This window comes from Apibacter raozihei (assembly GCF_004014855.1).
In the GTDB taxonomy this organism is placed as follows: Bacteria; Bacteroidota; Bacteroidia; order Flavobacteriales; family Weeksellaceae; genus Apibacter; species Apibacter raozihei.
In genome coordinates this window covers 2,931,994-2,958,490 of sequence record NZ_CP034930.1, presented here as the reverse complement: position 1 = coordinate 2,958,490, position 26,497 = coordinate 2,931,994, and the positions used below count along the sequence as shown (strand labels likewise).

27 protein-coding genes are annotated in these 26,497 nt (G+C 30.0%); 18 read left to right on the top strand and 9 right to left on the bottom strand.

Annotated elements, in window-relative coordinates; genetic code table 11:
• Positions 1 to 10: 10 nt before the first annotated feature.
• The 3 genes from EOV51_RS13170 to EOV51_RS13160 form a co-directional block, all read right to left on the bottom strand.
• Entirely contained in the window at positions 11 to 1,147 is a 1,137-nt protein-coding gene (locus tag EOV51_RS13170; RefSeq protein ID WP_128152996.1) for an efflux RND transporter periplasmic adaptor subunit, read from the bottom strand.
• A gap of 5 nt (positions 1,148 to 1,152) precedes the next feature.
• Complete coding sequence (locus EOV51_RS13165; RefSeq protein WP_128152995.1) at positions 1,153 to 1,683, bottom strand: MarR family winged helix-turn-helix transcriptional regulator; 531 nt, start codon at positions 1,681 to 1,683, stop codon at positions 1,153 to 1,155.
• Between the two features lie 293 nt (positions 1,684 to 1,976).
• The gene (locus EOV51_RS13160) at positions 1,977 to 2,858 is read right to left on the bottom strand and encodes a mechanosensitive ion channel family protein (RefSeq protein ID WP_128152994.1); all 882 of its coding nucleotides are present in this window, start codon (positions 2,856 to 2,858) and stop codon (positions 1,977 to 1,979) included.
• Between the two features lie 242 nt (positions 2,859 to 3,100).
• Here EOV51_RS13160 and rbfA point away from each other — a divergent pair, with 242 nt between their 5' ends.
• The 6 genes from rbfA (at position 3,101) to EOV51_RS13130 (ending at position 9,251) form a co-directional block, all read left to right on the top strand.
• Positions 3,101 to 3,460 carry a 30S ribosome-binding factor RbfA gene (rbfA, locus tag EOV51_RS13155; RefSeq protein ID WP_128152993.1) on the top strand — a complete coding sequence of 120 codons (360 nt, stop codon included), beginning with the start codon at positions 3,101 to 3,103 and terminating at the stop codon, positions 3,458 to 3,460.
• A gap of 78 nt (positions 3,461 to 3,538) precedes the next feature.
• Positions 3,539 to 4,648 carry an ABC transporter permease gene (locus EOV51_RS13150; RefSeq protein WP_228427635.1) on the top strand — a complete coding sequence of 370 codons (1,110 nt, stop codon included), beginning with the start codon at positions 3,539 to 3,541 and terminating at the stop codon, positions 4,646 to 4,648.
• Between the two features lie 144 nt (positions 4,649 to 4,792).
• On the top strand, positions 4,793 to 5,716 hold the full coding sequence (gene galU / locus EOV51_RS13145) for a UTP--glucose-1-phosphate uridylyltransferase GalU (RefSeq protein ID WP_128152991.1): 924 nt from the start codon (positions 4,793 to 4,795) through the stop codon (positions 5,714 to 5,716).
• Positions 5,717 to 5,798: 82 nt separating this feature from the next.
• Positions 5,799 to 6,122: a hypothetical protein gene (locus tag EOV51_RS13140; RefSeq protein ID WP_128152990.1), complete on the top strand. Its 324-nt coding sequence runs from the start codon at positions 5,799 to 5,801 to the stop codon at positions 6,120 to 6,122.
• 92 nt (positions 6,123 to 6,214) lie between these two features.
• Positions 6,215 to 8,635, top strand: coding sequence for a TonB-dependent receptor (locus EOV51_RS13135; RefSeq protein ID WP_128152989.1), 2,421 nt, complete (start codon positions 6,215 to 6,217; stop codon positions 8,633 to 8,635).
• 10 nt (positions 8,636 to 8,645) lie between these two features.
• Positions 8,646 to 9,251 carry a hypothetical protein gene (locus EOV51_RS13130; protein ID WP_128152988.1) on the top strand — a complete coding sequence of 202 codons (606 nt, stop codon included), beginning with the start codon at positions 8,646 to 8,648 and terminating at the stop codon, positions 9,249 to 9,251.
• Between the two features lie 98 nt (positions 9,252 to 9,349).
• Here the strand turns inward: EOV51_RS13130 and EOV51_RS13125 are convergent, their stop codons facing one another.
• Positions 9,350 to 10,594, bottom strand: a complete 1,245-nt coding sequence (locus tag EOV51_RS13125; RefSeq protein ID WP_128152987.1) for a D-alanyl-D-alanine carboxypeptidase — start codon at positions 10,592 to 10,594, stop codon at positions 9,350 to 9,352.
• A gap of 263 nt (positions 10,595 to 10,857) precedes the next feature.
• Between EOV51_RS13125 and EOV51_RS13120 the strand changes: the two genes are divergently transcribed.
• The 8 genes from EOV51_RS13120 to EOV51_RS13085 all read left to right on the top strand — a co-directional run bounded on the left by EOV51_RS13120 (position 10,858) and on the right by EOV51_RS13085 (position 17,793).
• Complete coding sequence (locus tag EOV51_RS13120; RefSeq protein WP_128152986.1) at positions 10,858 to 11,712, top strand: AraC family transcriptional regulator; 855 nt, start codon at positions 10,858 to 10,860, stop codon at positions 11,710 to 11,712.
• A 163-nt stretch (positions 11,713 to 11,875) separates the two neighbouring features.
• Positions 11,876 to 12,235 carry an MmcQ/YjbR family DNA-binding protein gene (locus EOV51_RS13115; protein WP_128152985.1) on the top strand — a complete coding sequence of 120 codons (360 nt, stop codon included), beginning with the start codon at positions 11,876 to 11,878 and terminating at the stop codon, positions 12,233 to 12,235.
• Between the two features lie 27 nt (positions 12,236 to 12,262).
• A complete protein-coding gene (locus tag EOV51_RS13110) occupies positions 12,263 to 12,919 on the top strand; it encodes a CBS domain-containing protein (protein ID WP_128152984.1) in 657 nt (218 codons plus the stop codon).
• A 22-nt stretch (positions 12,920 to 12,941) separates the two neighbouring features.
• Complete coding sequence (locus tag EOV51_RS13105) at positions 12,942 to 13,817, top strand: NAD kinase (RefSeq protein WP_228427634.1); 876 nt, start codon at positions 12,942 to 12,944, stop codon at positions 13,815 to 13,817.
• Between the two features lie 293 nt (positions 13,818 to 14,110).
• Entirely contained in the window at positions 14,111 to 15,085 is a 975-nt protein-coding gene (locus tag EOV51_RS13100; RefSeq protein ID WP_128152982.1) for a ribonucleotide-diphosphate reductase subunit beta, read from the top strand.
• Positions 15,086 to 15,379: a hypothetical protein gene (locus EOV51_RS13095; RefSeq protein ID WP_128152981.1), complete on the top strand. Its 294-nt coding sequence runs from the start codon at positions 15,086 to 15,088 to the stop codon at positions 15,377 to 15,379.
• A 4-nt stretch (positions 15,380 to 15,383) separates the two neighbouring features.
• Positions 15,384 to 17,033 carry a ribonucleoside-diphosphate reductase subunit alpha gene (locus tag EOV51_RS13090; RefSeq protein ID WP_128152980.1) on the top strand — a complete coding sequence of 550 codons (1,650 nt, stop codon included), beginning with the start codon at positions 15,384 to 15,386 and terminating at the stop codon, positions 17,031 to 17,033.
• Between the two features lie 145 nt (positions 17,034 to 17,178).
• Positions 17,179 to 17,793: a J domain-containing protein gene (locus EOV51_RS13085; RefSeq protein WP_128152979.1), complete on the top strand. Its 615-nt coding sequence runs from the start codon at positions 17,179 to 17,181 to the stop codon at positions 17,791 to 17,793.
• On the opposite strand, the gene EOV51_RS13080 is transcribed toward EOV51_RS13085, so the two are convergent.
• Complete coding sequence (locus tag EOV51_RS13080) at positions 17,790 to 18,599, bottom strand: glycosyltransferase (RefSeq protein WP_128152978.1); 810 nt, start codon at positions 18,597 to 18,599, stop codon at positions 17,790 to 17,792. The genes EOV51_RS13085 and EOV51_RS13080 overlap by 4 nt on opposite strands.
• A 204-nt stretch (positions 18,600 to 18,803) precedes the next feature.
• On the opposite strand from EOV51_RS13080, the gene EOV51_RS13075 reads away from it, so the two are divergent.
• On the top strand, positions 18,804 to 19,376 hold the full coding sequence (locus EOV51_RS13075) for a hypothetical protein (protein ID WP_128152977.1): 573 nt from the start codon (positions 18,804 to 18,806) through the stop codon (positions 19,374 to 19,376).
• A gap of 22 nt (positions 19,377 to 19,398) precedes the next feature.
• Positions 19,399 to 21,066 carry a glycoside hydrolase family 3 protein gene (locus EOV51_RS13070; RefSeq protein ID WP_128152976.1) on the top strand — a complete coding sequence of 556 codons (1,668 nt, stop codon included), beginning with the start codon at positions 19,399 to 19,401 and terminating at the stop codon, positions 21,064 to 21,066.
• 50 nt (positions 21,067 to 21,116) lie between these two features.
• On the opposite strand, the gene EOV51_RS13065 is transcribed toward EOV51_RS13070, so the two are convergent.
• The 3 genes from EOV51_RS13065 to EOV51_RS13055 form a co-directional block, all read right to left on the bottom strand.
• Entirely contained in the window at positions 21,117 to 21,515 is a 399-nt protein-coding gene (locus EOV51_RS13065) for a copper resistance protein NlpE N-terminal domain-containing protein (protein ID WP_128152975.1), read from the bottom strand.
• 38 nt (positions 21,516 to 21,553) lie between these two features.
• Complete coding sequence (locus EOV51_RS13060; RefSeq protein WP_128152974.1) at positions 21,554 to 22,894, bottom strand: dihydrolipoamide acetyltransferase family protein; 1,341 nt, start codon at positions 22,892 to 22,894, stop codon at positions 21,554 to 21,556.
• Positions 22,895 to 23,063: 169 nt separating this feature from the next.
• Complete coding sequence (locus EOV51_RS13055) at positions 23,064 to 23,858, bottom strand: DUF2797 domain-containing protein (protein WP_128152973.1); 795 nt, start codon at positions 23,856 to 23,858, stop codon at positions 23,064 to 23,066.
• Positions 23,859 to 24,190: 332 nt separating this feature from the next.
• Between EOV51_RS13055 and EOV51_RS13050 the strand changes: the two genes are divergently transcribed.
• Positions 24,191 to 24,712, top strand: coding sequence for an META domain-containing protein (locus EOV51_RS13050; RefSeq protein ID WP_128152972.1), 522 nt, complete (start codon positions 24,191 to 24,193; stop codon positions 24,710 to 24,712).
• A gap of 59 nt (positions 24,713 to 24,771) precedes the next feature.
• Here the strand turns inward: EOV51_RS13050 and EOV51_RS13045 are convergent, their stop codons facing one another.
• Entirely contained in the window at positions 24,772 to 25,389 is a 618-nt protein-coding gene (locus tag EOV51_RS13045) for a VanW family protein (RefSeq protein ID WP_128152971.1), read from the bottom strand.
• Positions 25,390 to 25,492: 103 nt separating this feature from the next.
• Here EOV51_RS13045 and EOV51_RS13040 point away from each other — a divergent pair, with 103 nt between their 5' ends.
• On the top strand, positions 25,493 to 26,491 hold the full coding sequence (locus EOV51_RS13040; RefSeq protein ID WP_128152970.1) for a hypothetical protein: 999 nt from the start codon (positions 25,493 to 25,495) through the stop codon (positions 26,489 to 26,491).
• Positions 26,492 to 26,497 lie beyond the last annotated feature (6 nt).

The following is a 26,497-nucleotide window of genomic DNA, read 5'->3' as shown; positions in this document are numbered from 1 at the left end:
TGAATTTAAATTAAAGTTGAGGTTTGATTTCCATACCTTCTTTAAGGTTTTGAATTCCGTTAACAACAATTTTATCATTTACATTAAGTCCAGAGTTAACTATAAATGATTGTCCGTCAGAGGCAGGAGTTACATTAATAGTTACCTGTTTAACTTTATTGTCTTTTTGTACTACAAATACAAAAGTTTGTCCTTGTAATTCGAAAGTAACTTTCTGAGGAATTACGATAGCATTTTTTACGGTGCGGTTTATTCTAATTGATCCGGTAGACCCACTTCGCAATAATCCTTGAGGATTAGGGAAGTTAGCTCTGAAATTAGCAGAACCAGTAGAAGTATTTACGATACCGTTTATGGTTTCAAGTCTTCCTTTTTCACTGTATTCTGAACCATCAGCCAATATAAGTTGAATGGGTTCTGCACGGCGTATTTTTTCAGCCTGATTAGCTCCCGGAGTATCTTTTAAAAAGTCAAGTAATTGTTTTTCGTTCAATGAAAAATATACATATACGTTAGAAGTGTTGGCAACGGTAGTTAATGTGCTTGTACTTCCAACCAAACTACCTAAACGAAAAGGAATAGCTCCTACAATCCCATCTACCGGACTAGTAATATTTGTATAAGATAAATTAGTTCTTGCATTAGCCAAAGCAGTTTGTGCTTGATTTAAAGCAGCTCTTTTAGCTTGTAATGCAAATTTTGCAGCTTCAAGCTGGTATTTACTTACAATTCCTTTTTCAACCAATGGAGTAATTTTTTCAACGTCCATTTGGGCATTGTTTAAATCGGCTGTAGCCGTTTTTATAGCTGCTTCTGCGCTTAGTACATTTTGAGCATATTGAGGTGCATCTAATGTAAATAAACGTTGTCCTTTTCTAACTGAAGCACCTTCGTCAACGTGAATGGTTTTTATAAAGCCTTCAACCATTGGACGAATTTCAATATCTTGTTCTCCTTTTATTGTAGCAGGATAATCGCTGGTTAGTACGGCAGTTTGAGTAGTTACGACTTTAACCGGGTAAGGCATTACCTGGTTTGCCATACCTGCAGCAGCGGCTCCCGACTTTTTATCTCCTCCGCAGGATGTGAAAATTACAGAACCGGCTGTAAATAGCAAGGCTATAATTTGTATTCTTCTGAGTTTCATACTTATTATTTTTCGATATTAATATTATATTTTTTAAATTCTTCCGGATGATTGTTAATAAACTCTTTTTTTGTGTCTTCATCAGACATAAGCAAGGTTATCAAATTTTCCTGAAATTGTTTTTGATGTTCTTTTAATGCTTCAAAAAATGAGTTATTAAATTCTTTAATTATTATTCCGGCATGGTCAACTATTTTTTTACCCTCATCTGTAATATATATCAGACGGGTTCTGGAATCCTTTTTATTAAATTTTCTTTTAATCCACCCTTTTTTCTGAAGTGTTCTCAAAACGGTTGAAGTAGTCATTGGATCTATTCCTGCTTTATCGGAGAGATCTTTTTGGGTAACTTCCAAGTGATGGGTTTCTCCCCATAAAATTCCGAATAAAAGCAAAAGCTGGCTATGGGTTATATCCAGTTCTCGAAAATTTTTTTTAAAGGCTCTTTGCCAATAATTATTGACTTTCCAAAGCAGAAAACCTGTTTTGTCATTGTCGGTTATATTGGAAAAAAATTCTTTATAATCTGTTTGCATACCTCACATAATTAAAAATTGGAAGTGCAAAGATAATATGTATACTTATAAAAAAAAATTTTATTTTCTGAAAATTAAACTATAAGTATACATATTATATAAGAACTTACTGAAAAATATGAATATCAAATAACAGACCAAAAAGACATTTATGGTAACAAAAAAATGATGTATAATATTCATTTTATTACTTTTCAGTAAGATATGTTAATGATTGGTTTGATTTAAAATTTAATAAGTAAATATTTATTATGTTCAATAATTATAAATGATAAATTTGATAGTTTTAGTCTTTATTTATTTTCTGTTGTATTGCCAGCCATATGCACCGTCAATTGAGGGAATGGAATATTAATATTTTCTTTGGTGAACCGTTCATAAATATTTTCATTAAGATAGTAATAAACATTCCAGTATTCAGATGACTCAGCCCATACTCTTATAACAAAATCTATAGAGCTGTCATTTAGTTTTTGTAAACCTACAAATGGTACTGGTGATTGTAAAATTGAAGGGTTAGAGCTTATTATACTGTTTAAAATTTCTTTTACCTGGGAGAGAGAAGTTCCATAATCAACACCAACAATAATATCAATTCTTCGTTGTTCCTGAGTAGAAAAATTTAAAATATTACCAGTAGAAAGAGGACCGTTAGGAATAAATACTGTTTTATTGTCTGCTGTAGTTAACAAAGTATATAATATACCGATGGATTTAACTGTGCCTTCTTGGCCCTGTGCTGAAATATAGTCACCGATTTTTATGGGTTTGTTAAATAATATCATCACCCCTCCGGCAAAATTTCCCAGATTATCTTTCATAGCCATACCTATAGCTAAGCCAGCAGATGCTATTAAAGCGGCAAATGAAGTGGTTTGTATTCCAAGAATGCCAATAATAGACATTATCAACATAATTGTTAATGTGATGTTTACCAGACTTCCTAAAAATGACTTAACGGATTGATCTATTTTTTTTCTTTCAAGAATTCTGTGTACAAGTTTTTCAACCCATTTAATTATGAATTTACCAATGTAATAAACAATTAGGCAGGTAATAATTTTTAACCCTAATTCATAACCCAAATCGATTAATTTATCCATTAATTTTTCCAGTGTGGCAGAACTTACAATTTCTTTTGGGGTAGTTTCTTGTGCTACTTGAAGTATATTCATATTTTAAATAATTTATGTATTTACGGACAAAGCTCAACTAATATGCCATTTGTAGTTTTTAGATGTATGTAAACAAGTATTTTATACCTTACATTTATTAAAAACTAAATTAAATTCTAAAATATTTATTAAACATTTTAGGTTAGGCGAAAATATTTATAAGCAATGACTTTATAATTTCAAAATTGAAAGTAAATTTAAATTTTATAAGTTATTTAATTTCTATAAATTTGTGAAATATTATGGAAAGTAATAGACAAAAAAAAATTAATCAGTTATTGCAGGAAGAATTAGCAGAAATTTTCCGTAAGCAGTCAGCCGATATAGGTCAGGGAATTCTTATTTCGACCACTGGAGTTAAAGTTTCACCGGATTTAGGAACAGCTAAGGTTTATCTTAGTATTTTTCCTCAAAAATATAGGGATCCTCTTATGAAAGAAATTACTGCATTGCAATCACAAATACGAAAAATTTTAGGCAAAAAACTTGCTAAACAGTTGCGACAAATTCCTGAGTTGTCTTTTTATTTAGATACCACTTTAGATGATGTGGAAAAAATAGAAAGAGCTTTAAAGGGAGAAGATGAAAACCCTATTTTATAGTTTGTGAAAAATTTATCATGGTATATAGCTTTTCGATACTTTATTTCTAAAAAAAGTACACAAGCCGTAAGCATAATTATGTACACTTCGTTGATAGCTATTTCTATAGCTACCTGTGCTATGTTTGTAATTTTGTCGGTTTTTAGTGGTTTAGAAAGCTTTAATATCAGATTATTCAGTGATGTTAATCCCGATTTGAAAATACTACCGGCTTCCGGTAAGCTATTAAATAATATACAGAAAATAGAGGCTGTTTTAAAATCAGAAAAAGACATTCAAACTTTTACAAAAGTAATTCAAGAAAAAGTTTACGTTTTATATAACGATAAAGATGAAATAGCCTATTTAAAAGGTGTAGATTCTAATTTTTTAAATGTTGTTAAAATAGATACCTGTTTTCAGGCAGGTAAATTTCCTGATCCTTTGCGTGAAGACGAGGCTGCTTTTGGAACTGCTTTGGCATACAGACTGGGAATGCCGATTGATAATGAAGCTTATTCTTCATTGTATATGCCCAAACCGGGTAGGGGTGTGTTGACTATAGATAATGCATTTGAGAAGACACAGGTACATATGACCGGAATTTTCGCACTCAATGATCAATACGAAAACTATATTTTTGTTCCTATTCAAGTATCTCAAAAATTACTGAATTTACCTCCTGAAAGTGCTTTTTCCATTGAGATCAAAACAAAAACCAGAGATGTTAAGTCTATTCAGTCAAGATTGAAATCAGAATTAGGCAATCAGTATCAGGTTTTAACACGTCAGGAGCAAGATGCTTCTTTTCTGAAAATGATGAAAGTTGAGCAATTATTTATTTATCTTATTTTTATACTGGTCATTATCATTGCATCCTTTAATATGGCAGGAGCTATAATTATTATTATTTTAGATAAGAAACATCAGTCAAAATCATTAATATCTCTCGGATACAGTCGAAAAGGATTGAAAAAACTTTTCTTTACAATAGGAATTATCATAACTGTATCTGGTGTTCTTTTAGGAATTATTTTAGGTACTGTACTAACCTGGCTTCAGGCAGATTATTCTTTAGTCATGGCTAATTCATTTATGCCTTTTCCCGTTAAGTTTGATTCTTATAATTACTTGATTGTGATTTCAACGGTTTTATTTATTGGTTTACTGGTCTCATTTTTATCATCCAGGAAGTTAACTTTTAAATAATAAAAGATTATTATATCAGCTATTTAGAATATTTAAAGTAACACTTATTTACGGATAAAAAACTAATTTTTTAGTATATTTGTATAAAATTCAAAAATTAAGATAAAAAAATAATTATATTAAGTATTTTTAATTAGTGTATATATGAAAAAAGTAAAAAAGGCAATTATACCTGCTGCCGGTTTAGGTACAAGATTTTTACCTGCAACAAAGGCATTAGCAAAAGAAATGCTTCCGATTGTAGATAAGCCTACCATTCAGTTTATTGTGGAAGAGGCTATCAATTCGGGTATAGAAGATATATTAATAGTTACCGGAAAAGGCAAACGTCCTATAGAAGATCATTTTGATTCAAACCCTGAGTTAGAAAATAACCTAAGAGAAAAAAATAAAACCGAATTACTAGAATTGGTAGAAGAAACTACAGGTTTAAATTTACATTTCATTAGACAATCTCATCCCAAAGGTTTAGGACACGCGGTTTTAATGGCTAAAGCATTTGTAGGTAACGAACCTTTTGTAGTAATGCTGGGAGATGATTTAATGCAGGATGAGGTACCTTTAACGAAACAGTTGATCGATGATTATGAAAAAATTCATGCTCCAACTATAGCGGTTATGGAAGTTCCTAAAGAAGAAACATCTAAATATGGAATTATAGCTCCTGAACATTCAGTAGAAGAAGGTTTGTATAATGTACAAAAATTTGTTGAAAAACCTAAACCAGAAGATGCTCCCAGTAATTTGGCTATTATTGGACGCTATCTGCTGACTCCTCAAATATTTGAAATTCTTGAAAGTCAGAAGCCCGGTGCAGGTGGAGAAATTCAACTTACTGATGCCATAGATACTTTAAACAAAACACAAAGAGTATTCGCTCGTGTTTTCAAAGGAACCCGCTATGATGTAGGAGATAAATTCGGTTTTTTAAAGACCAGTATACAATATGGATTAAAACATCCGGAAGTCAAAGATAATCTTCACGATTATATCCTAGAACTAGCTAAAGAGCTTGAAAAATCTGAAGAAAAAAAATCTAAAAAACAGCTTGTAAAAGAAAGTAAATAATATAAGAAACTGAAAATTTACAACCTTCCGAACTTTACGGAAGGTTTTTTTTATTAAATTTGCACTTGAATTTTAGCTGTTTATGAAGTTAATTCAATTATATAAATTGAAAATTATTTATTTCTTTTTTGCAATAATGCTTGCTTTTAAGCTTATTGCAGTTCAGGAATTTATTCATATTGAGCAACATAAACAAGAACAAGTACATCAGGATCACTGTTCTGTATGTCAAACAATTTTTCAGATTGGTAAATTTCAGAATGCCGAACCGGTTGAAATTTCTCATTTCTCATTTGTACATACCTCCAATCATAATGAGCTTTATCAGATTCAGTATAAATCAATTTTTATAAACGAAAAGCTTTTTAATAAGCTACACAATCGTCCGCCACCTTTTTGCATATAATTTTATTATTAGTGTCAATTAATTTTTGATGCCTGAAAGATCAGGAAATCAAAAATATAATTATTCGTTATTATTTTTATACAAAAAGATTTATGGCTAAATTAATCAGTGCATTGTTATTGTTGCTTACAACAATAGTACAGTCGCAAACAACCTGTACTTTATCATTATCAGGTTCGGTTACCGATATACATACCGGTGAAGGTTTAGAAAATGCAGAAATAAGCTTGAAAAATACAAAGAACCAGTCTTTGTATAACACCTATACAGATGCTCAGGGAACTTACCGTCTAGAGAATTTATGCGAAGGTACTTATCAGGCAGAACTAAAACATTCAGAGTGTAAAACCAAAGTTTTTCAGGTAAGTATAAATCGGGCAACGATTCGTAATTTTTCATTAGAACATCACGAAAAAGAACTTCAAAATATTATAACCGTTGGAAAAGCGAAAAAGCAAACTACTACTTCAATAGAAAACAAGCTTACTAAAAGTCAAATTAATCAGTATTCTGATACTAACTTAGGTACAGCGTTAACATCCATTGCAGGAGTAAATGCATTAAGTACAGGAAACAATATTGTAAAACCAGTAATTCATGGTTTACACAGCAGCAGAGTTCCTGTATTAAATAACGGAATAAGACAGGAAGATCAGCAATGGGGGGTAGAACATGCACCTGATATTGATATAAATATAGCCAATTCCATATCTGTAATAAAAGGTGCAGGAGCTCTTCAATATGCGGGAGATGCCACGGGAGGAGTTATTTTGATTGAACCTAAGAAACTTACGACCAAAGATACTCTTATGGGAAACCTTTTGACTTCATATATTTCTAATGGTAGAGGAGGCAATATTTCTGCTAATATTGAGAAAGGTTGGAAAAATGGTTTTGCCTTACGTTTGCAGGGAACCTATAAAAGGTTGGGAGATTTATCTGCTCCCGATTATATTTTATCGAACACAGGGATTAAAGAAAACGATTTTTCAGCACAATTAGGCTACCATAAGCATAATTGGGGAGTTGAAGGTTTTTTTAGCTTTTACGGTACAGAATCAGGAATATTAAAGTCGGCACATATCGGAAACCTTGAAAACCTGGTTAACGCCATTAATAGCCGACAGCCGACTATAATCAATGATTTTACTATGCGTATAGATGCTCCTAAGCAAAAAATACAGCATAATTTAGCCAAATTTGATACATATTACAATTTTGATTTTGGTAAACTTACGTTTGTCTATGGGTATCAGTTTAATAACAGAAAAGAGTACGATATCCGTAGAACCGAATATAAAAATAAACCTTCGTTAAATCTGGATTTAACCACTCATGATTTTAATTTGAATTTTGATCATGCTGAGTTTAATGGATTTAAAGGGAAAATTGGAGTATCGTATGTTTATCAAAAGAACTTTCCTAATGCAGGAACAGGTGTAAGTCCACTTATTCCATATTACGAAAAAAATAATTTTGGTATTTACTTGATGGAAAGCTACAAAGTTAATCAGGCATTAACTTTGGAAGGAGGTTTTAGATATGATTATCAAAAAATTGATGCCTTAAAATTTTATAAAAAGACCCGTTGGAGGGCTTTGGGATATGATAAAAAATATTCTAATTTAATTATAAAAGATACGGGATTAAATTATTTAACCAATCCGGTGCTAGAATTTAATGGATATGCAGCAACTTTAGGAGCCGTTTACAAGCTGGGAGCCGTTAGCGATTTAACAGTGAATTATTCATTAAGCAGTAGAAACCCCAATCCTTCTGAGTTGTTTAGTGACGGATTGCATCATTCTGCTGCAGCTATAGAACTGGGGGATTTGGAGTTAAAAAATGAAAAATCCAATAAGTTTATTGCTTCTTTAAACACTCATTTGCTGGATTACAGGTTGAACATTGATTTCACAATTCATTATAATTATATTAAAGATTTTATAAATCAGGTTCCAACAGGTGCTGAATACACAATAAGAGGAGCATTTCCCGTTTGGCAGTATTTGCAGACCAATGCCGAAATTTATGGAATTGATGTAACCGCTAATTATAATTTTATCCGAAATTTCACTTTAGGATCTAATTTTTCATATCTGCGGGGCAATGACAAAAAAAATAACATTGCACTTATTAGCATGCCACCTGTTAAATGGGTCAACTCTTTAGAATATAAAAATAATAAATGGAATAATTTCTTTGCCAAAATTACTTCTACATCCGTATTTAAACAATCCCATTATCCGGATTATAATTTTAGTATAGATATAGCTAAAAATGGAATTTTGGTACCTACTTTATTAGATATAAGTTCTCCGCCGGCTGCATATCAGCTTTTTGATTTAGCAACAGGTTTTACTTGGGAAGTAACTTCTCATAACAATTTAGATATTTCTTTGACTCTTAGAAATATATTTGATACTTCATACAGGGACTATATGAACCGTTTGAGGTATTACGCTGATGAAACGGGGAGAAATTTTATCTTAAAATTACAGTATAATTTTTAATAAACAAAAAATGAAAAATATTATAAAATCAATTTCACTGAAAGTAGCTCTATTTTCAGTATTTACAATCTTATTAAGTTTAGCAATAACTTCATGTTCTTCGAGTGACAGAAATGATATTACAGACAGTATCCCTGAACACGAGCATGATGAAATATCTAAAGTAGTATTACAATTCAGAGAAAAAAATTCACCGGCAACGATATACGAAGTTACCTATGAAGTACCGGAAGGCACTACTGTGCTGCCTGTTGCCGATGTAAATTTACCTGCTGGAGAATACCTTGTGGAAACCCATTTTTACTCGCCTCATGATGATCATTTTCATGATGTAACAGATGAAATCTTTATTCAGGATGCAGATGATCATTTCGTATTTTATCAAAAACTAAACACATCTAATGTGAGTATCGTTTATGCCGATGATGATAGAATTGATACTTTAGGTAGAAAATTAGGATTTAAAACTGTGTGGACCATACAAGCAGGAGCTACCGGGCAGGTTTATTTATACTTAATGCATCAACCAGCTGAGAAAAAACAGGATGCAGTATCAACGGATGAATTAGGAGGAGAAATTGATCTGGAAGCCCATTATAAAATAAATTTACAATAAAAAATTTTTACTTAATATCTAATAATAACTTGTTGCGAGTCATAAAAAAACTCTTCACATCTTGTGAAGAGTTTTTTTAATTTTTAAATTGAAATTTTTTAATAGTTGTCTCTTATATATTCAAATATTTTTTTCATTTGTAATTTTAAACTAGAGTTAGAATGCTTGAAATTGTTATTCATATAACTGAATATAAGTATTCTTCCTGTTTTGGTTTTGATGAATCCGCTTAAGTTAAATACTTGTCCCATTGATCCGGTTTTGGCAAAAATATAAGGAGATTTTGCTTTGTAACTATTTTTCAATGTTCCATTTACACCACCAACCGGAAAAAATGATAATAAACGCTCTATAGCAATATCGTGATACATTTCATTTAGCACATACACAAAATCCTTAGGACTGAAATTATTATATCTGGATAGACCGGAACCGTCTACCCATCTAGGTTCCTGAGGGATTTTTGATAAATGTTTTTTTAAAATATGATTAATGACTACTTCACTATTCATTCTTTCATTTACATACAGACTGCTCATAAGTAAAATCTGTTCGGCCAAAAAATTATCACTTACCAGCATCATTCTTCGGTATAAACTATCCGAAGGAATGCTATATAAAATATTAGAGTTTCCTGTAGGAAATGTATTGGTTTTATAAACCTTTTTATTAATTTCACTTTCAATAAGTTTCAGAGTTAAATCCTGTGAAGTAATATAAGGGATTTCATACGTTTTTGGAGTAGAAACATAAAACAGATTATTAGTAAAATCTCTGAAATATTGATGCTTTTCTTTTTTAACTAATGATTGAAAATAAATAGGGGAAACGTTTAAAGTGGACGAAATAGTCACAATATTACCATAGAGAGGAAAAGGTGAACGTTCTGCAGAAAAATATTCTGAATAATCTTCCCAGGACCATCCGGGAGCCCATTTGGAATCATTAAAATTATCCAGATATACAGCAATCGGCAACTTCTGGTTGCTTAAAAAATCAATGACTTTTCTTTGTTTGAAAAAAGGTTCAAGAGTTGTAGGATCTCCTGTACCTGCTATATATAGAGTATCATGTAAGATTTGGTATTTTAGAGAAGGGATAGAGTCCGGCAAAATTTTTAATCCGGTATATAAGGTCATTATTTTTGTATTTGATGCAGGTATAAAATACTTATCTCCCTGATAATTATAAAGTTCTTCATTTTCAACTGGATCATATAAATTAAAACCTACCCATTGATTTTTATAAAAATCGGAAGTAAAATGAGAATCAAGAAACTGAGTTTGGCAGAATACCGGATAATTAACAAAAACTATTATTACTATTATTACGTACCTAAGCATGTTATAATTTTTTTATTGACTATTATATTTTAATTAATACAAAAATAATCTTTAATTCAGTTTAACTAATATGTAAATCTAAATTTGATTAAAGCTGCTTTTATATTTAATTTAGGTTTCTTCTTTAAAACTTATGAAATTAGGTATAAATTAAGTGTACCAGAATATATAAAACCAATGAGTGTAAAGTTAAAAATAGCAACAATGGAAAAGAACGTTTAGTTGCAGGATAGTAATTTTGTTTATAGAAATAAATCGTAAAAATGCATTCTAAATTTTCTACTAAAGAAGAATATTTAAAACGGATTAATATAGTTATCGATTATATAAATAATCATTTAGATGAAGATATTGATTTAAAAAAACTGGCAAGTATTTCCCATTTTTCACCCTTTCATTTTCAAAGAATTATGAAGGCCTTTTTAGGTGAACCTCTGGGATCTTTTATTATCCGAACGAGAGTTGAGACTGCAGCTCAATTAATCAGATATACAAATTTACCACTTAAAGATATTGCCTACAGAATCGGATATAATACACCTTCTTCTTTATCGAAAATTTTTAAACAATATTACGGTATTTCTCCAATCGATTATCGAAAAAATAAAAAATTTACAATTATCAAACCCGTTAGAATTATGGAAAATCTACATCTTGAACCACAGGTGGTATCTATCAAACCCCAGCAAATTATTTATATTCAGTTGTTTGGAGATTATAACTCTTTAGACTATTGCGGAACATGGAAAAAACTTTGGGAATATGTAAAAGAAAACGTTTTATTTTCTTCTGATATAGAGCACATATGTATAAACTATGACGATCCTAAAGTAACGGAACCCGATAAATTACGAACTGATTGTTGTCTTACTATTTCAGCTCATGTTTTGCCTAAGGGTGAAATAGGAGTAAAAGAAATGAAAGGCGGAAAGTATTTAAAAGTCCGGTATCAGGGATCATATAAAAAATTAGGAAATGTATATGATACTATATTTAAATATATACCTGATAACCATTTGAGTCTAAGAAATTCATATAGTTTTGAAAAGTATCTTAACGACCCGGAAAAAGTAAAAGAAGAAGAATTGCTGACTGAACTATACATTCCAATTGAATAAATGTGTTGATATTACAATATCAATTTCAATGATTACCAATAAAAATAAGATGTGTTTAAAATGCATCTTATTTTTATTTATAAATTTATTATTTAGTAAAAAAATTAATTTTGTTACCTATATGAATAATAGTATTTTTATAAGACTAAGATAAATTAAAAGAATGAATATTGAAGAGTTCAGAGATTTTTGCCTGCAATTGCCTGGTACAAGTGAATGTTTCCCATTTGATGAGCATACGCTTGTATTTAAAGTTATGGATAAGGTTTATGCTTTAACAAAATTAAACACGGAAGATTTTAGGGTTAATCTGAAGTGTGAACCTTCTTATGCTTTAGAATTAAGAGATTTATATTCAGATATTCAGCCAGGCTATCATATGAATAAAAAACATTGGAATACGGTTAGCTTCGCAGGAGGGATTCCAGATAAAGTATTGAAAACCTTAATAGAACACTCTTACAAAGAAGTTGAAAAAAAATTAACGAAGAAACAAAGAAGTGACCTTCAAAATTTTGGTTAGTTACAAATCTTGTTATACATTAGCATTATGATTATCACTAATTATTTATCTAAAAATATTCCTCTTTTAAGTGAGAATGATACCGTTAAGAAAGCTAAACAAATTATGCTGGATCTAAAACTTACGCATTTAAGTGTACTTAGCCAGGGTAAATTACTGGGAAGCATTAGCTTTGACATTGTAAGTAATCTGGAGGATGATGATTTTATGAAAGATCATTTGATTGAACTGGATAATTTCTATTTATATGAATATGCAACCATTTTCGACTCACTAAGAATATTCAGTGATAACGAAACTAATAGTATTCCCGTAATAGATGCAAAAGATAAATTATTAGGGATAATATCCGAAGAAGATGTGGTTGAAGAACTAGCATCTTATCCCTTTATTGCAGAATTTGGGGTTTTTATGACAATAGCTACACCTATCCAGAAATATTCAATAAGTGAGGTGGCTAATATCGTAGAAAGTAACAACGGACGTATACTAGGATTGCTGGTAACCAATACAGAAGAAGATCGTACATATATTACGTTAAAAATTGCTGCTGAAAATATAAGTTCAATAGGAGACACCTTTGAAAGATTCGGATATCAGATTTCCAATAAATATTTTGAAGATTCAAAGAACGAATTATTGAAAGATCGATTTGATCAGTTACAAAAATTTATGGAGGTTTAGTAAAGTTTTAATGACGAAAAAAATGAAAGTCGGAATATACGGGCAGGTTGTCAAAGAAGAAGATCAGGAAATTCTTGTGTCTTTTTTTCAAAAGTTAGAAGAAAAGAAAATAACAATTTTGGTCTGTGATACCTATATCGTAGAACTATATCAGGTTTTAGGATATAAAAATTCCAATTTTATTCCTTTTACTAAAGAAGATGGCTTACCACTGGATACAGAACTATTGTTTACTTTTGGAGGAGATGGTACCATTTTATCGGCCATAACATTTATAAAAGATTCCAATATACCCATTATTGGAATTAATACAGGTAGATTAGGATTTTTGGCTACTTTGCAAAAAACAGAAATCTTGAGGGAACTTCCGGATATTTTAGAAGGAAATTACAGCCTGAGTGAAAGATCTTTGTTAGAAGTGCGAAATAACTTTCAGGACTTTCCACCTTATGCAATCAATGAAGCAGCTGTAATGAGAAAGGAAACTACATCTATGGTAACCGTAGATACTTATGTAAATGATGTATTTCTGAATACATTTTGGGCTGATGGACTAATAATTTCTACACCTACGGGCTCCACAGGTTACTCTTTAAGTTGCGGAGGACCTATTATTTATCCGATGGCAGATATCTTTGTTATTACTCCGATAGCTCCCCATAATTTAAATGTCAGACCCTTTATACTTAAAGATGATGTAAGTATCAGGCTTAAAGTTCACAGCCGTTCTCATCAGTATTCTTTATCTCTTGATTCCAGATATCACACTATGAATGAAGAAGACGAAATAGTTATTAAGAGAGCAGACTTTAAAATAAAGATTGTTAAATACAACAATTACTCCTATTATGAAAATCTTAGAGCAAAATTGAACTGGGGTACGGATTCAAGAAATTAACATTCGTATGTATATGTATATCAATTTGTTATGCGTCTTTTGTTTATAAGTTCTTAATATCTTTTAGGCTTTATCCCGATACAGAAGAGAAATATCTATAATTTTATTTCTGTAAATAACGCCTTATAAATAACGCTCAATTGTTTAAGGTTAAGCACACTAAATAAAATCCTTTACGATTTTTAAAGTAAAAAACCAGAAGAATATGAAAAATTTAACTAAAATATAATTCTTCAGGAGTGTTGTCGCCTTATATGAAGTAAAATTTAGAAATAATAATATATAGTTTGATTATGTCAATATTTGATAGAAGAATTAATTATAAACCATTTGAGTATCCGGAGGTATTACAATTTACCGAAGCTATAAACCGTGCTTTCTGGGTACACTCAGAAGTAGATTTTACAGCAGATATTCAGGATTTTCATTCACATCTGGATGATAGTGAAAGAAATGCTATTAAAAACAGTTTACTGGCAATTGCCCAGATAGAGGTAGCTGTCAAGACTTTTTGGGGGAATATTTACCAACATTTTCCCAAACCGGAGTTTAATGGATTGGGAAGTACATTTGCAGAGTGTGAATTCAGACACTCTGAAGCATATTCCCGTTTGCTTGAAGTATTGGGTTATAATAATGAGTTTGAGAAGCTACTTACCATCCCGGTAATTAGGGAAAGAGTAGAATATCTTGATAATGCCCTGAAATATGCAAAATCAGACGACCGTAAAAAATACATTATCTCTCTAATATTATTTACCATCCTTATTGAAAATGTATCTCTTTTCAGTCAGTTTGCTATTATTTTGTCCTTTACGCGTTTTAGAGGGCTAATGAAAAATGTAAGCAATATTATTGGTTGGACTTCTGTAGATGAACAGGTTCACGCTAATGCTGGTATTTATATTGTGAATAAAATTAAAGAAGAGTTTCCTGATTTCTTCGATGAAGATATGATTCGCCACGTAAGAGAAACAGTTGTTAACTCCATAGATATTGAAGGAAGGATTCTTGACTGGATTTTTGAAAGTGGTAATATATCTACCATTGAAAAAGAAAATTTGTTAAACTTTATGAAGTTCAGAGTGGATGAGAGTTTAAAACAAATAGGAATAGAACAGCTTTATTATATTTCAGCCGAACAATACAAACCGATGGCTTGGTTTGAAGAAGAGGTTTTTGCTAATAGTCTGGACGATTTCTTTGCAAAAAGACCTACCGAGTATACCAAACATGATAAGAGTATAACTGAGAATGATTTATTTTAAATGGGTGATTTTTATTTAGTAAAAGCCAGTTTTATTTATCTGGAATTTCAGGCAAGTATAGAAAGAGAAATTCCGGTAAAATTACAAGACAGAGAAAGACATCTTCAGATTTTAAGTGAATTGGAAGAAATTCTATCGGTTTATTTACAGAATTTTAAATTCAGTGAATTTTACGAAATGCCATTTCTTGATACGGAAGGAAAAGATAACGGGTATTTTATCAGAAAGCTGGCTTCTCATAAAGAGTCAGGATTAAAAGGAAAACTAGAATTAATGGTTAAAAGATTAGATTAAAGATATGAATGAAAAACTTTGGTGGAGGAACTCGGAAAGTGAGCAAATTTTAAACAGAGGATATCTCTTAAAAGGTGAAACTGTTGAAGGAGCTATAGACAGAATTACATCCGCCGCAGCCCAGAGATTATATAAACCTGAATTAAAAGAAGCATTTCAGGAAATGATAGAAAGAGGATGGATGAGCCTTAGTTCTCCTATTTGGGCAAATATGGGAACACAGAGAGGTTTACCTATTTCCTGTTTTAACGTTCATATACCTGATAGTATTGAGGGCATTACCCATAAATTGGGAGAAGTAATTATGCAGACGAAAATTGGAGGCGGAACTTCCGGTTATTTCGGGGCTTTGAGAGAAAGAGGATCAGCGGTTTCAGATAATGGAAAAAGTAGCGGTGCGGTAAGTTTTATGAAATTATTTGATACCGCTATGGATACAATTTCTCAAGGAGGTGTACGGAGAGGAGCTTTTGCTTCCTATCTGGACATTGACCATCCGGATATAGAAGAGTTTTTAACAATCAAAGATATTGGAAATCCTATCCAAAACCTGTTTTTCGGAGTTTGTGTTCCTGATTACTGGATGCAGGAGATGATTGATGGAGACATGGATAAAAGAAAAATATGGGCGAAAGTACTTGAAAGTCGTCAGCAAAAAGGCCTGCCTTATATTTTCTTTTCAGACAATGTAAATAAAAATAAACCGCAGGTTTATAAAGACGAAGGCTTAATTATCAGATCATCAAACTTATGTTCAGAAATTATGCTTCCTTCATCATTCGATGAATCCTTTATTTGTTGTTTATCTTCCATGAATCTGGAACTATATGATGAATGGAAAGATACAGAAGCCGTGAAACTGGCAATATTCTTTTTAGATGCCGTATTGCAGGAATTTATTGTAAAAACGGAAGGAAATTATTATCTGGAACCGGCAAATAAATTTGCTAAAAGACATAGAGCTTTAGGGTTAGGGGTTTTAGGATGGCACTCTTATTTACAAAAAAATATGATTCCTTTTGAAGGAATGGAAGCCAAACAAAAAACAGTAGAAATATTTAAATATTTACAAGATAAATCCAACAAAGCAACTGAAGATTTAGCCAGAATATATGGTGAGCCTGATTTACTTAAAGGATATGGAAGAAGAAATACAACATTGTTAGCTATTGCGCCAACAACCTCATCTTCTGCAATTTTAGGACAGACATCACCAGGTATAGAGCCATTTAGTTCCAATTATTATAAGGCAGGATTATCCAAAGGAAATTTTATGCGTAAAAATAAGTATTTGGATAAGTTATTGACTGAAAAGGAAATAAACAACGAGGATACTTGGAGAAGCATCATGCTTAATGGAGGAAGTGTACAGCATATTAATGAACTTTCTTTTGAAGAAAAGCAGGTATTCAAAACGTTTAAAGAGATTAGTCAGCTGGAAATTATTCAACAGGCAGCCATCAGACAAAAATATGTAGACCAGTCCCAGTCTTTAAATTTGAACATTCCGGCAGAACTACCTGTGAAAGATGTTAACCGATTAATTATAGAAGCCTGGAAGTTAGGTATTAAAACATTATATTATCAGCGCAGTCAGAGTGTAGCTAAGGAAATGGTAGTGAATTTGGTGAGTTGCAGTAGTTGCGAATCATAAAATTTTTTCTATAAACTAAGAAAAGATTGCTGTAAAGCAATCTTTTTTAGTTTATATGAAGTTATTTATTAAAATAAAAAAATGTCGTAAATTTGTATTAGTTTCTATAACCATTGTATCTTTTAGATTATAGGCTCATTAAGATATGAAAGATTATTATAAAATATTAGAAATTACTCCTTCAGCAACTTTTGAAGATATAAAAAAAGCGTACAGACGTTTAGCTTTTAAATTTCACCCGGATCGCAATGGTGGTAATCTGGAGTTTAATCAGTTATTCATAGAAATAAATCAGGCATATAAAACTTTATCGCACGAGACTACTCGTAAACGATACGATATGAGTTACAGAGTACGGATGGCAAGAGAATTAAAACCGGTAACTCCTCAGCTTTTTTTAGAAAAAATGGAATCTATAAGAACATTTATTTATAAAAAAGGAAAAAATAAAATCAGTGAAACGGCTTTATTCAGAGGATTAAATACAATACTTTCTGATAATAATATCCTATATCTTATTAATCAAAATAACTCAGATATAAACAAACAAATCATTAATGAATCATTAAAATGTTGTGATTTTATATCAGGTGAACATATGCTATCTATAACTTCAAGGTTAGAAATACTAGCGGGTAAAAATGAGATTGAAATCAGCCGTATACAAGAATATAAAGATGCTCATAAGATGATGAAGTCTAATTATTTAATGGAAATATTAGTTAATTTTTCTCATAAAGTAAGCACTATATTCCGTTAATGTATATTGCTTTTTTTAATTCCTAAATATTTATCAACGCCCTGTGGACAATATATGATTTTATTTCTTCGGGTTTGTTTAATAAGTGAAAAATTGTTTTTATCAATTGTAGGAGTATTAGAATTAAAATGATAAATAATTCCGCAATTTTGTAATTTTTTTCCCCAAACACTGCTAAAAAGTAATCGTTGGCAAAAATCTGAATCTTCACCTGCATATCCATTAAATTGTTCATTAAAACCGTTTATATCAATAAAATCTTTTTTCCAGTATGAAAGGTTATTCCCGGTCATGTCATTGGATAAATACTCTGTAGGTTTATGAAACCGATTAAAAAAAGGTAAATAAATATTTTTTATCCTTTTCTTAATTTTTCCTGAAAAAAAACTAAATGTATATATTTCATTTTTAATAATATAATCTGTTTTTTTTTGATTAATAGGAATGATTGTTCCAAAAAGGAATGTATTATATTTACGACTATGAATATGGTCTTTAATAAAATGTTTATGCAGTATACAATCATCATGGATTTGTATTATGTATTCAGATTTACATTTAGCAATTGCTTTATTTAAAATTTCAGCTTTTAGTAACTTATTACCACTTTGTTTAATATGAATTACCGGTATTTTAGTTTTTTGTGTAAAAGCAGAGATTAAAATTTCTGACTCGTAGTTTGAACTACAATCAGCTATTATAATTTCATCTGGCAATAAAGATTGTATGTTTATACTTTTTAAAACCAGATTCAGTATATCGGAATTATTATAAGTACTAATAACAAGCGATGTGGACGTTTTCATTTTAACACTATCAAATTATAAATAAAAAATAAATATTTCAGTCTTAAAGGTAATAATTATGAGATAACTTTACAATTATTTATAATAGTTTTATTCTGTATTTTTATTTAATAGCTTGCCGTTAGTTAAAATCATGAAAAAGTTTAATAAAAAAACTCCTGAAAATTATCACTATATTTACTTAATTAAGTTGAACCGGAAATTATGAAAAAGAATTTTTTAATACTAGCGACATTAGGATTAATTTTGTCTGGAGCTCATTTAAATTCTCAAACAAAAAATACTAAATCGGAATCTGTAAAATATAAAAAATCATGGTTAATCTATGGACCCAAATCATCAGCCAAAGTAAAAGATTTATTTTTCACTAAAACAGGTTTTAAATTACCGCAGACTGTAGGCTCAATAAATTCTATTGCAGGTTATACAAGTTTTGAACCTATAGAAGGTGCAGGCAATATATATACATGGGATTTTACCAATGGCTTTCAAATTAGTGTAATATCTGAAACAGGAGGGAAGCCGGGTAGCTCTGACTTAATATCTCTGGTTAGTTTTAATTTTGGAGGATTAAATTCTTTAGAGTTAGGCAATGGTATAATTTTACATAAAAGTACATTATTCGGTATTCAAAAAATATATGCCAATAAGCTTGTTAAATACAAAAATTCAGCTGCTTATAAAATGAATGATGGTAATATTTATGTATCGTTTTATTTTAACACAAAGAATATATTAACCAGTCTCTCTATATCCAACTATGATTTAGAAATATAATTTATATTTAAAATATCTATCAATGAAAAACGTAATCAGTTTATTTTGCATATTTTTATTATCAGGGAGCTCTTATTCTCAAAAGCATGCAGATAAAGTTATCACTATAAATGAACAAAAAAAAGCTTCTGCATGGGTAGACTCAACTTATAATTCACTTACTTTGGATGATAAGATAGCTCAGCTATTTATAGTTGCAGCCTATGTAAACAAAGATTCAAAACATATAGAAGAAGTTACACATTTGGTTGAGAAAGAGCATATCGGAGGATTGATATTAATGCAGGATGATATTCTTAAACAGGTTCGCTGGGTAAATAAATTGCAAAATAATGTAAAAGTACCCTTACTGATAGGTGTAGATGGAGAGTGGGGGCTGGCTCAGCGTTTTTCTGAAACAATAAAATTCCCCTGGGCTATGACATTAGGAGCTCTTACCAATGATACATTAGTATATCAAGTAGCTACTAAGATTGCCAAGCATTGTAAACGTGCAGGTATAAATTGGGATTTTGCTCCTGTAGTAGATATCAATATCAATCCCAACAATCCTATCATAGGAAACCGCTCGTTCGGTTCTGATAAATATAACGTTGTAAGAAAAGCTAATGCCTACATAGAAGGTTTACAGAGTCAAAAAATTCTTTCATCTGCCAAGCATTTCCCAGGTCATGGCGATACTGATGTAGACAGTCATTTAGGAATGCCCGTATTAAATCATTCACGTGCAAGATTCGATTCATTGGAGTTATATCCTTTTAGAGAACTTATTAAGAAAAATATAGAGGGTATTATGGTAGCCCATTTAAATGTACCTGCTTATGAGAAAAATAAAAAAATACCAGCTTCTTTATCCTATGAAATTATTACTAAATTATTAAAGGAGCGTCTCGGTTACAAAGGTATGATCATTACAGATGCACTGAATATGCAGGGAGTAGCTAAAAATTTTCCTTTTGGAGAAATGGATTATCTTGCATTTAAAGCAGGAAATGATATATTACTATTTTCCCAAGGAGTTAAAACAGGGAAAGAAAAAATTAAAGATGCACTTGTAAAAGGAGAAATACCTATGAGCCGACTGGAGGAAAGTGTTAAAAAAATATTATTTGCTAAATACCATGCAGGATTGTGTAATTATCAACCAATTTCTGAAACCAACCTTATAAAAGATTTAAACGATAAAGAATCTGAGGTTTTAAAAGAGAAGGTTTTTACAGCTGCATTAACAGAATTAAAAACCGATAAGAATCATTATCCTTTAAATAAAAAGAAAAAATACCTGTTTTTACCACTCGAAGATGGAGATTACCATTTATTTTATAGAAATTTAAAAGAAAAATACCCTATACTTCAGCAGGTAACTTTAGAGCAGCTATCGAGTGGAAAATATGATTCTAAAGAATTTGAATTGATCATAGGTATTTTTAAAGATACCGAAACCACAGTTTATTATTCACACAAATTATCAAATGTATCAAAAAATGCCATAAACAGCTTATCTAAAAAATATTCAACTACATTATGTAATTTCATTAGTCCTTACAGTTTAAACGGAATTAACCTGGATCACATAAAAAATATTTTTTTGACTTATCAGAATAACAACTATACTCAAACATCAATTATCAATATTCTGGATGGAAGTTTAAAAGCTCAAGGAAAAATACCAATAACTATTGGTAAATAATCAAACTAAAAAAAACAAATATCTGTCCGGATATTTGTTTTTTTTAGTTATTATTTTTTTATAAGAACTTCATCTTCATTGATTGTTATATTGTGATCGAGATAATAAAGCTTACCATGATCAACTTTAAACTTAAAATTAAATTTGTCTAAAGATAATATGGTTTTATCAGCATTCCATGTATATATTCCTTCCTCTTTAATAGTACTTTGGGAAGATTTTTCTTCCCCAATCAGATGTATAGTCAAAGAATAATGATGATTATCCATAATAGTTAAAACAACACTTTCACAGTCGTCACAAGAAATTTCTCCTGAATATGTCCCATAAATAGATTGAGCTGAAGTAACAGAATCTTGATTTGAGATTAAAGGATTAATTGTTTTTTTATTATCTGAACAACTGGATATAAAAAGTAATGTAAAAAATACTAATGAAAATTTATTCATGATTATTATATTTTATAAGAACAATAGTTTTAAAATATTTAAACTTCCGTATTTATATCAAAATTTTCAAGATAATCAGAAACTCTTTTCACAAACATTCCTCCAAGTGCCCCATCAATTACACGATGGTCATAGGTATGAGACAAAATCATTTTATGTCTGATACCAATTAAATCTCCCTGAGGAGTTTCTATAACAGCAGGTTTTTTAACAATGCTGCCCACAACCATAATAGCAACTTCCGGCTGATTAATAATGGGTGTACCTGCAATATTTCCAAAACTGCCAATATTTGAAAGAGTATAAGTACCTCCTTTTACATCTTCAGGTTTAAGGCTGTTTTTTCGGGCTCTGTTAGCTAAATCATTTATTGTTTTAGCTAAGCCTGACAAGCTCAATTGATTAGCATTTTTAATAACGGGTACGATTAAATTACCGTCGCTTAAGGCAGTAGCCATTCCTATATTAATATTTTTCTTTTTAATGATTGTGTTTCCTTCTACGGAAATGTTGATCATTGGGAAATCTTTAATAGCCTTGACAATGGCTTGTATAAATATAGGAGTAAAGGTTAATTTCTCTCCTTCTTTTTTATAAAATATATCTTTATATTTATTTCTCCATAGTACAATGTTGGTCACATCAGCTTCAACAAATGAAGTGACATGAGGAGATATCCTCTTACTGTTTAGCATATTCTCAGCAATGAGTTTACGCATACGATCCATCTCTATTACTTCATCTTCTGCACAGGCATGTACCGGGTAGGATTTATTGTTTACGGATTCGGTTGTAATGAATGAATTATTTTCATTTGATATGGAATTTTGAGAAGATTTTGCCCTGTTTTTTACATAAGTAAGAATATCTTCTTTTGTAATTCTTCCGTTTAAACCACTTCCTTGAATGTTGCCAAGCTCCTCCGGAGTTATATTTTCTTCTTTACATATAGCTTTAACCAAAGGAGAATAGAATTTATCCTTTGCATGTATATCATCCTGATCCTGAAGTACTTTAGTTAAGGGCTTTTCGAGTTCGTTAACAGTTTCCTTGATTATTTTTTCACTATTTATAGTTTCAGATTCTGAAATGGATGTAGTAATACTTTTATCTTCCAATGAATCTTCAGAAGAAACACCTTCCACTTCCAGAATTGCAAATGCTTCACCTATATTACAGGTATCATTCACGTCTTTAAGTTTTTTTATCAATTTACCCGATACAGGCGAAGGAACGTCCGAATCAACCTTATCCGTGGCTATTTCAATAATAGTTTCATCCTCATTAATATAATCTCCTTCATTTTTAACCCAACCGGTAATGGTAGCTTCCATTACTCCTTCCCCCATAGGAGGTAATACCATTTTATATTCAGCCATAGCTTGTAATTATTAATACAAATCTAATAATAAATAATTAGAAAAAACAGACAACTTTATATTATAAGTATAAAATTGATTTTTTATATTAATTATTCATTGAGATATTAGTAAAATTTAATCTTAATAAAATTAATTGAAATATATATGAAAATTTAAATTTAGGCAATCAGGATATGTTGAGATTTATAACAAATCCTTCATGGCTTCTGACATTAAATACCAAGTTATTCTCAAACAGTAAATATTGACCTTTAATACCGATAAGTACCCCTTCAAATTCAGGTATTTTTTTTAAATTAATGGATTTGATTTTAGAAGGATACTTTAAAACAGGATAATGAATCTGAAACATTTGATTATCTTCGGTAACAAAATGCTGATATTCCTTAGGAATAAAATCAAATAAACTGTTTTTTACTTTTGATAAATCCAAAAGCTCTACATTATTGATCAACATTTTTCTATAGTTTGTTTTATCAGATATTTGACTTTTTAAGGCTACTTCAATCATTCCTGCTTCATATCTGTTTTCTGTTTCAGCGATTTTAAGAGCAAATTCAGCCCCTTGATCTATCCAACGGGTTGGAACCTGTGATTTTCTTGTAACACCAACTTTTATTCCGCCTGAATTAGCTAGATAAACTATATGAGGCTGTAATTGTGCTTGTTTTTCAATCTCAATATTTCTGTCTTCTATGTCCAGATGAGCTTTTGATAATTCAGGTCTTACTATCCAGTCTCCAGCCTGAGCTAAATTAAAATAACAATTTTTACAGTAACCCATAGCAAATATTTCTAAATCTTGTCCACATCCGAGACACTGATAATGACTAAATTCAATTTTTATTTTTATTTCTAAAAGTTGATTAACTGAAATTATTTCATCATCAAAATTCAGGTAATACTGAATAGGATTTGCATATTCAGTAATCATCTTAGTTAGTAAACCTGGTATAGTCATATAATAATATTGGTAGGTATAATCCTACCGTAAGGTTAAATTCATATTGCTGAATGCAAAGATAATGGATATGAGCTCAAATTTCAATAAATTAATTAGTTTAAGTTTTTCAGATTAAAGACTGAAATTGTGATGAAAATAATATATAAGCTCCCTAAAATAGATAATTTTAAATATAAAATTAATATTTAATAAATTTTGCACATTTAACAACCTAAATAATCAGATAAAATTTAATAAAATTAATTAGGATCTGTTATGTTTTTTTATAACTTTACCTTCTCATATTGTGTCAATGAATTTTTTAACATTATAATTATTAGCTATCAATTATGAAACAACGTTTATTCAATTTTAATTTTATTTGTTTAGCTCTTTTAACCTTACTTTTCTTTGTAAATTGTTCAGGAACTAAAAAAATATCCAAAAAGAATGTAAAAAAGCAAGCAAAGACTTCTCAAAAAGCCAAAGCATCAGTTCATCCGCAGAATAAAACCAAATTAGATAAAATAATGGTTTATCTGGGAGATGAAAGTGTTATTAAATGGAAATTGATATCAATTAACAATCAGAAAGCTACTGAATTATTCACAGATTCGCCTATGATGAGATTTGATGATTTCTGGAAACAAATTTATGGAACTACTGGTTGCAATAAATTTACAGCTTATTACCTAAGAGATAATAATATAATAGGAATATCAAGAGTATCTCTTACAGAACTATCTTGTGACAATTCAAATGAATCTTTATTTATAAATACTTTATCAACAGCTACTGAAGTTAACGAGGAAGGTAATAGTCTCTCAATTTTAGCAAACGGTAAAACGGTTTTAGTATTTGAAAAATTATAAGATATAATTTAACAAAGTAAAAAAGGATCTTAATCAATTGATTGAGATCCTTTTTACTTTTATATTGAATTTAATTTATATATTGAGACAGCAACAGTTCTTTTGTTAACCCGGGTGAAAATTTCAATACAATTTTTATGATTAATCTTTTTAAAGTTAATTTCTGAATAATTAATTTTTTCTTTTGATACTATTTCTCCTCTTAATTTATTTTCAGATAATTCAAGTCTTAATTTTACAGGGAAAGGATATCTATTTTTAAATCTTAAATCTTTTGTTCCATAATCTATATCAGCATCAGCACCTAACGGAAATAAGCGATTTTTATCGGAATATAAATCATATTTAAAATGATGTCTTTCTTTTATCTCAACATTACAGGTTAATGCCAGCTGATAAATAATACTGGATACTAAATGTACAAGAATAGGATTTGTAGGTTTAGAAGTATCAAAAATTTTGCAAAATGAAAAAACTTGGTTGGACTTAATAACAACCTCATTAAAATTGCTAATAAATTTAGTTAGTTCTTCTAATAAATTTGTATTATTTATCAAAGTGTAATCCGATAGAATATATTCTAATGATATTTTATAAGGATAAATTGTTTTATCTTTAGTTATCTTTTGTGCATAAGAAGTAAATATTAAGTTTTTTAAATTTTCAAATCCAAGCATTTTTTTTATAAATTACTGATTCAATTGTAAATTTATTACAATATTTGTAAATATTAGCTTATATGTTATTTTTGATTTAATTTTACCGAAGTTTAAAATATCAATGAATATAGATTCAAAAACAACAATATATATTATTTGTCCTGCAAATAGCTCTACTGGAGGACCAGAAGCTCTTCATCAACTGAGTCATAAACTAAGGACAGTGTTGAAGTATAATGCTCAAATGGTTTATATAAATAAAAAATCAAATAAATCTCCTAAGCCTTCATCTTATACAATCTACGATACAAAAGAAGCTTTAGAGGTTATAGATGATAAAAATAATATTTTAATAATACCAGAATCATTAACTCATTATGTTTCACATTATCCCAATATACAGAAAATTATCTGGTGGTTAAGTGTTGATTTTTATGAGATTTGTAAGAAAAATAGACATCGGGGATTAAAATTTTATTTTTCTAAGTATATAGTAGGAAAAAAAGAGGAAATTGAATACGGCCTAGAAAACAGATCTGATGTATTTCACTGGGCACAATCTTATCGTTCTTATTTATATCTTTTAGATAAAGGGGTATTAGAATCTAAGATAGACAGAGTATGCGATTATATGAATCCTGTATTTACAAAAAAGGCAATACTTCAGGGAGATATTTCCAAAATTAAAGAAGATATTATCATTTATAATCCTAAAAAAGGTAAAAAGCAAATTGATAAAATAAAAAATTACAATTTGTCATACCAATGGATTCCTATAGAGAAGATGACGCCTGAAGAAGTTTCTGAAATTATGAAAAAATCAAAATTATATATTGATTTTGGTTATAATCCGGGACGTGATAGAATGCTAAGAGAATCAGCACTTATGGATTGCGCTATAATATCAGGTAAAGGAGGTTCTTCTAAATATCAAGAAGATTTAAATATTCCTGAAAAATATAAATTCGAGTACTCAGAAAGTTTGATACCTCAAATTAATGAAAGTATAGAGTTTGTAATGAATAATTATAGCTCAAGTATTAAAGATTTTATTGATTATAAAGAACAAATACTAAACGAGGAATCTAATTTTGAAAAACAATTGAAAAGCATTTTTTAGCATTGA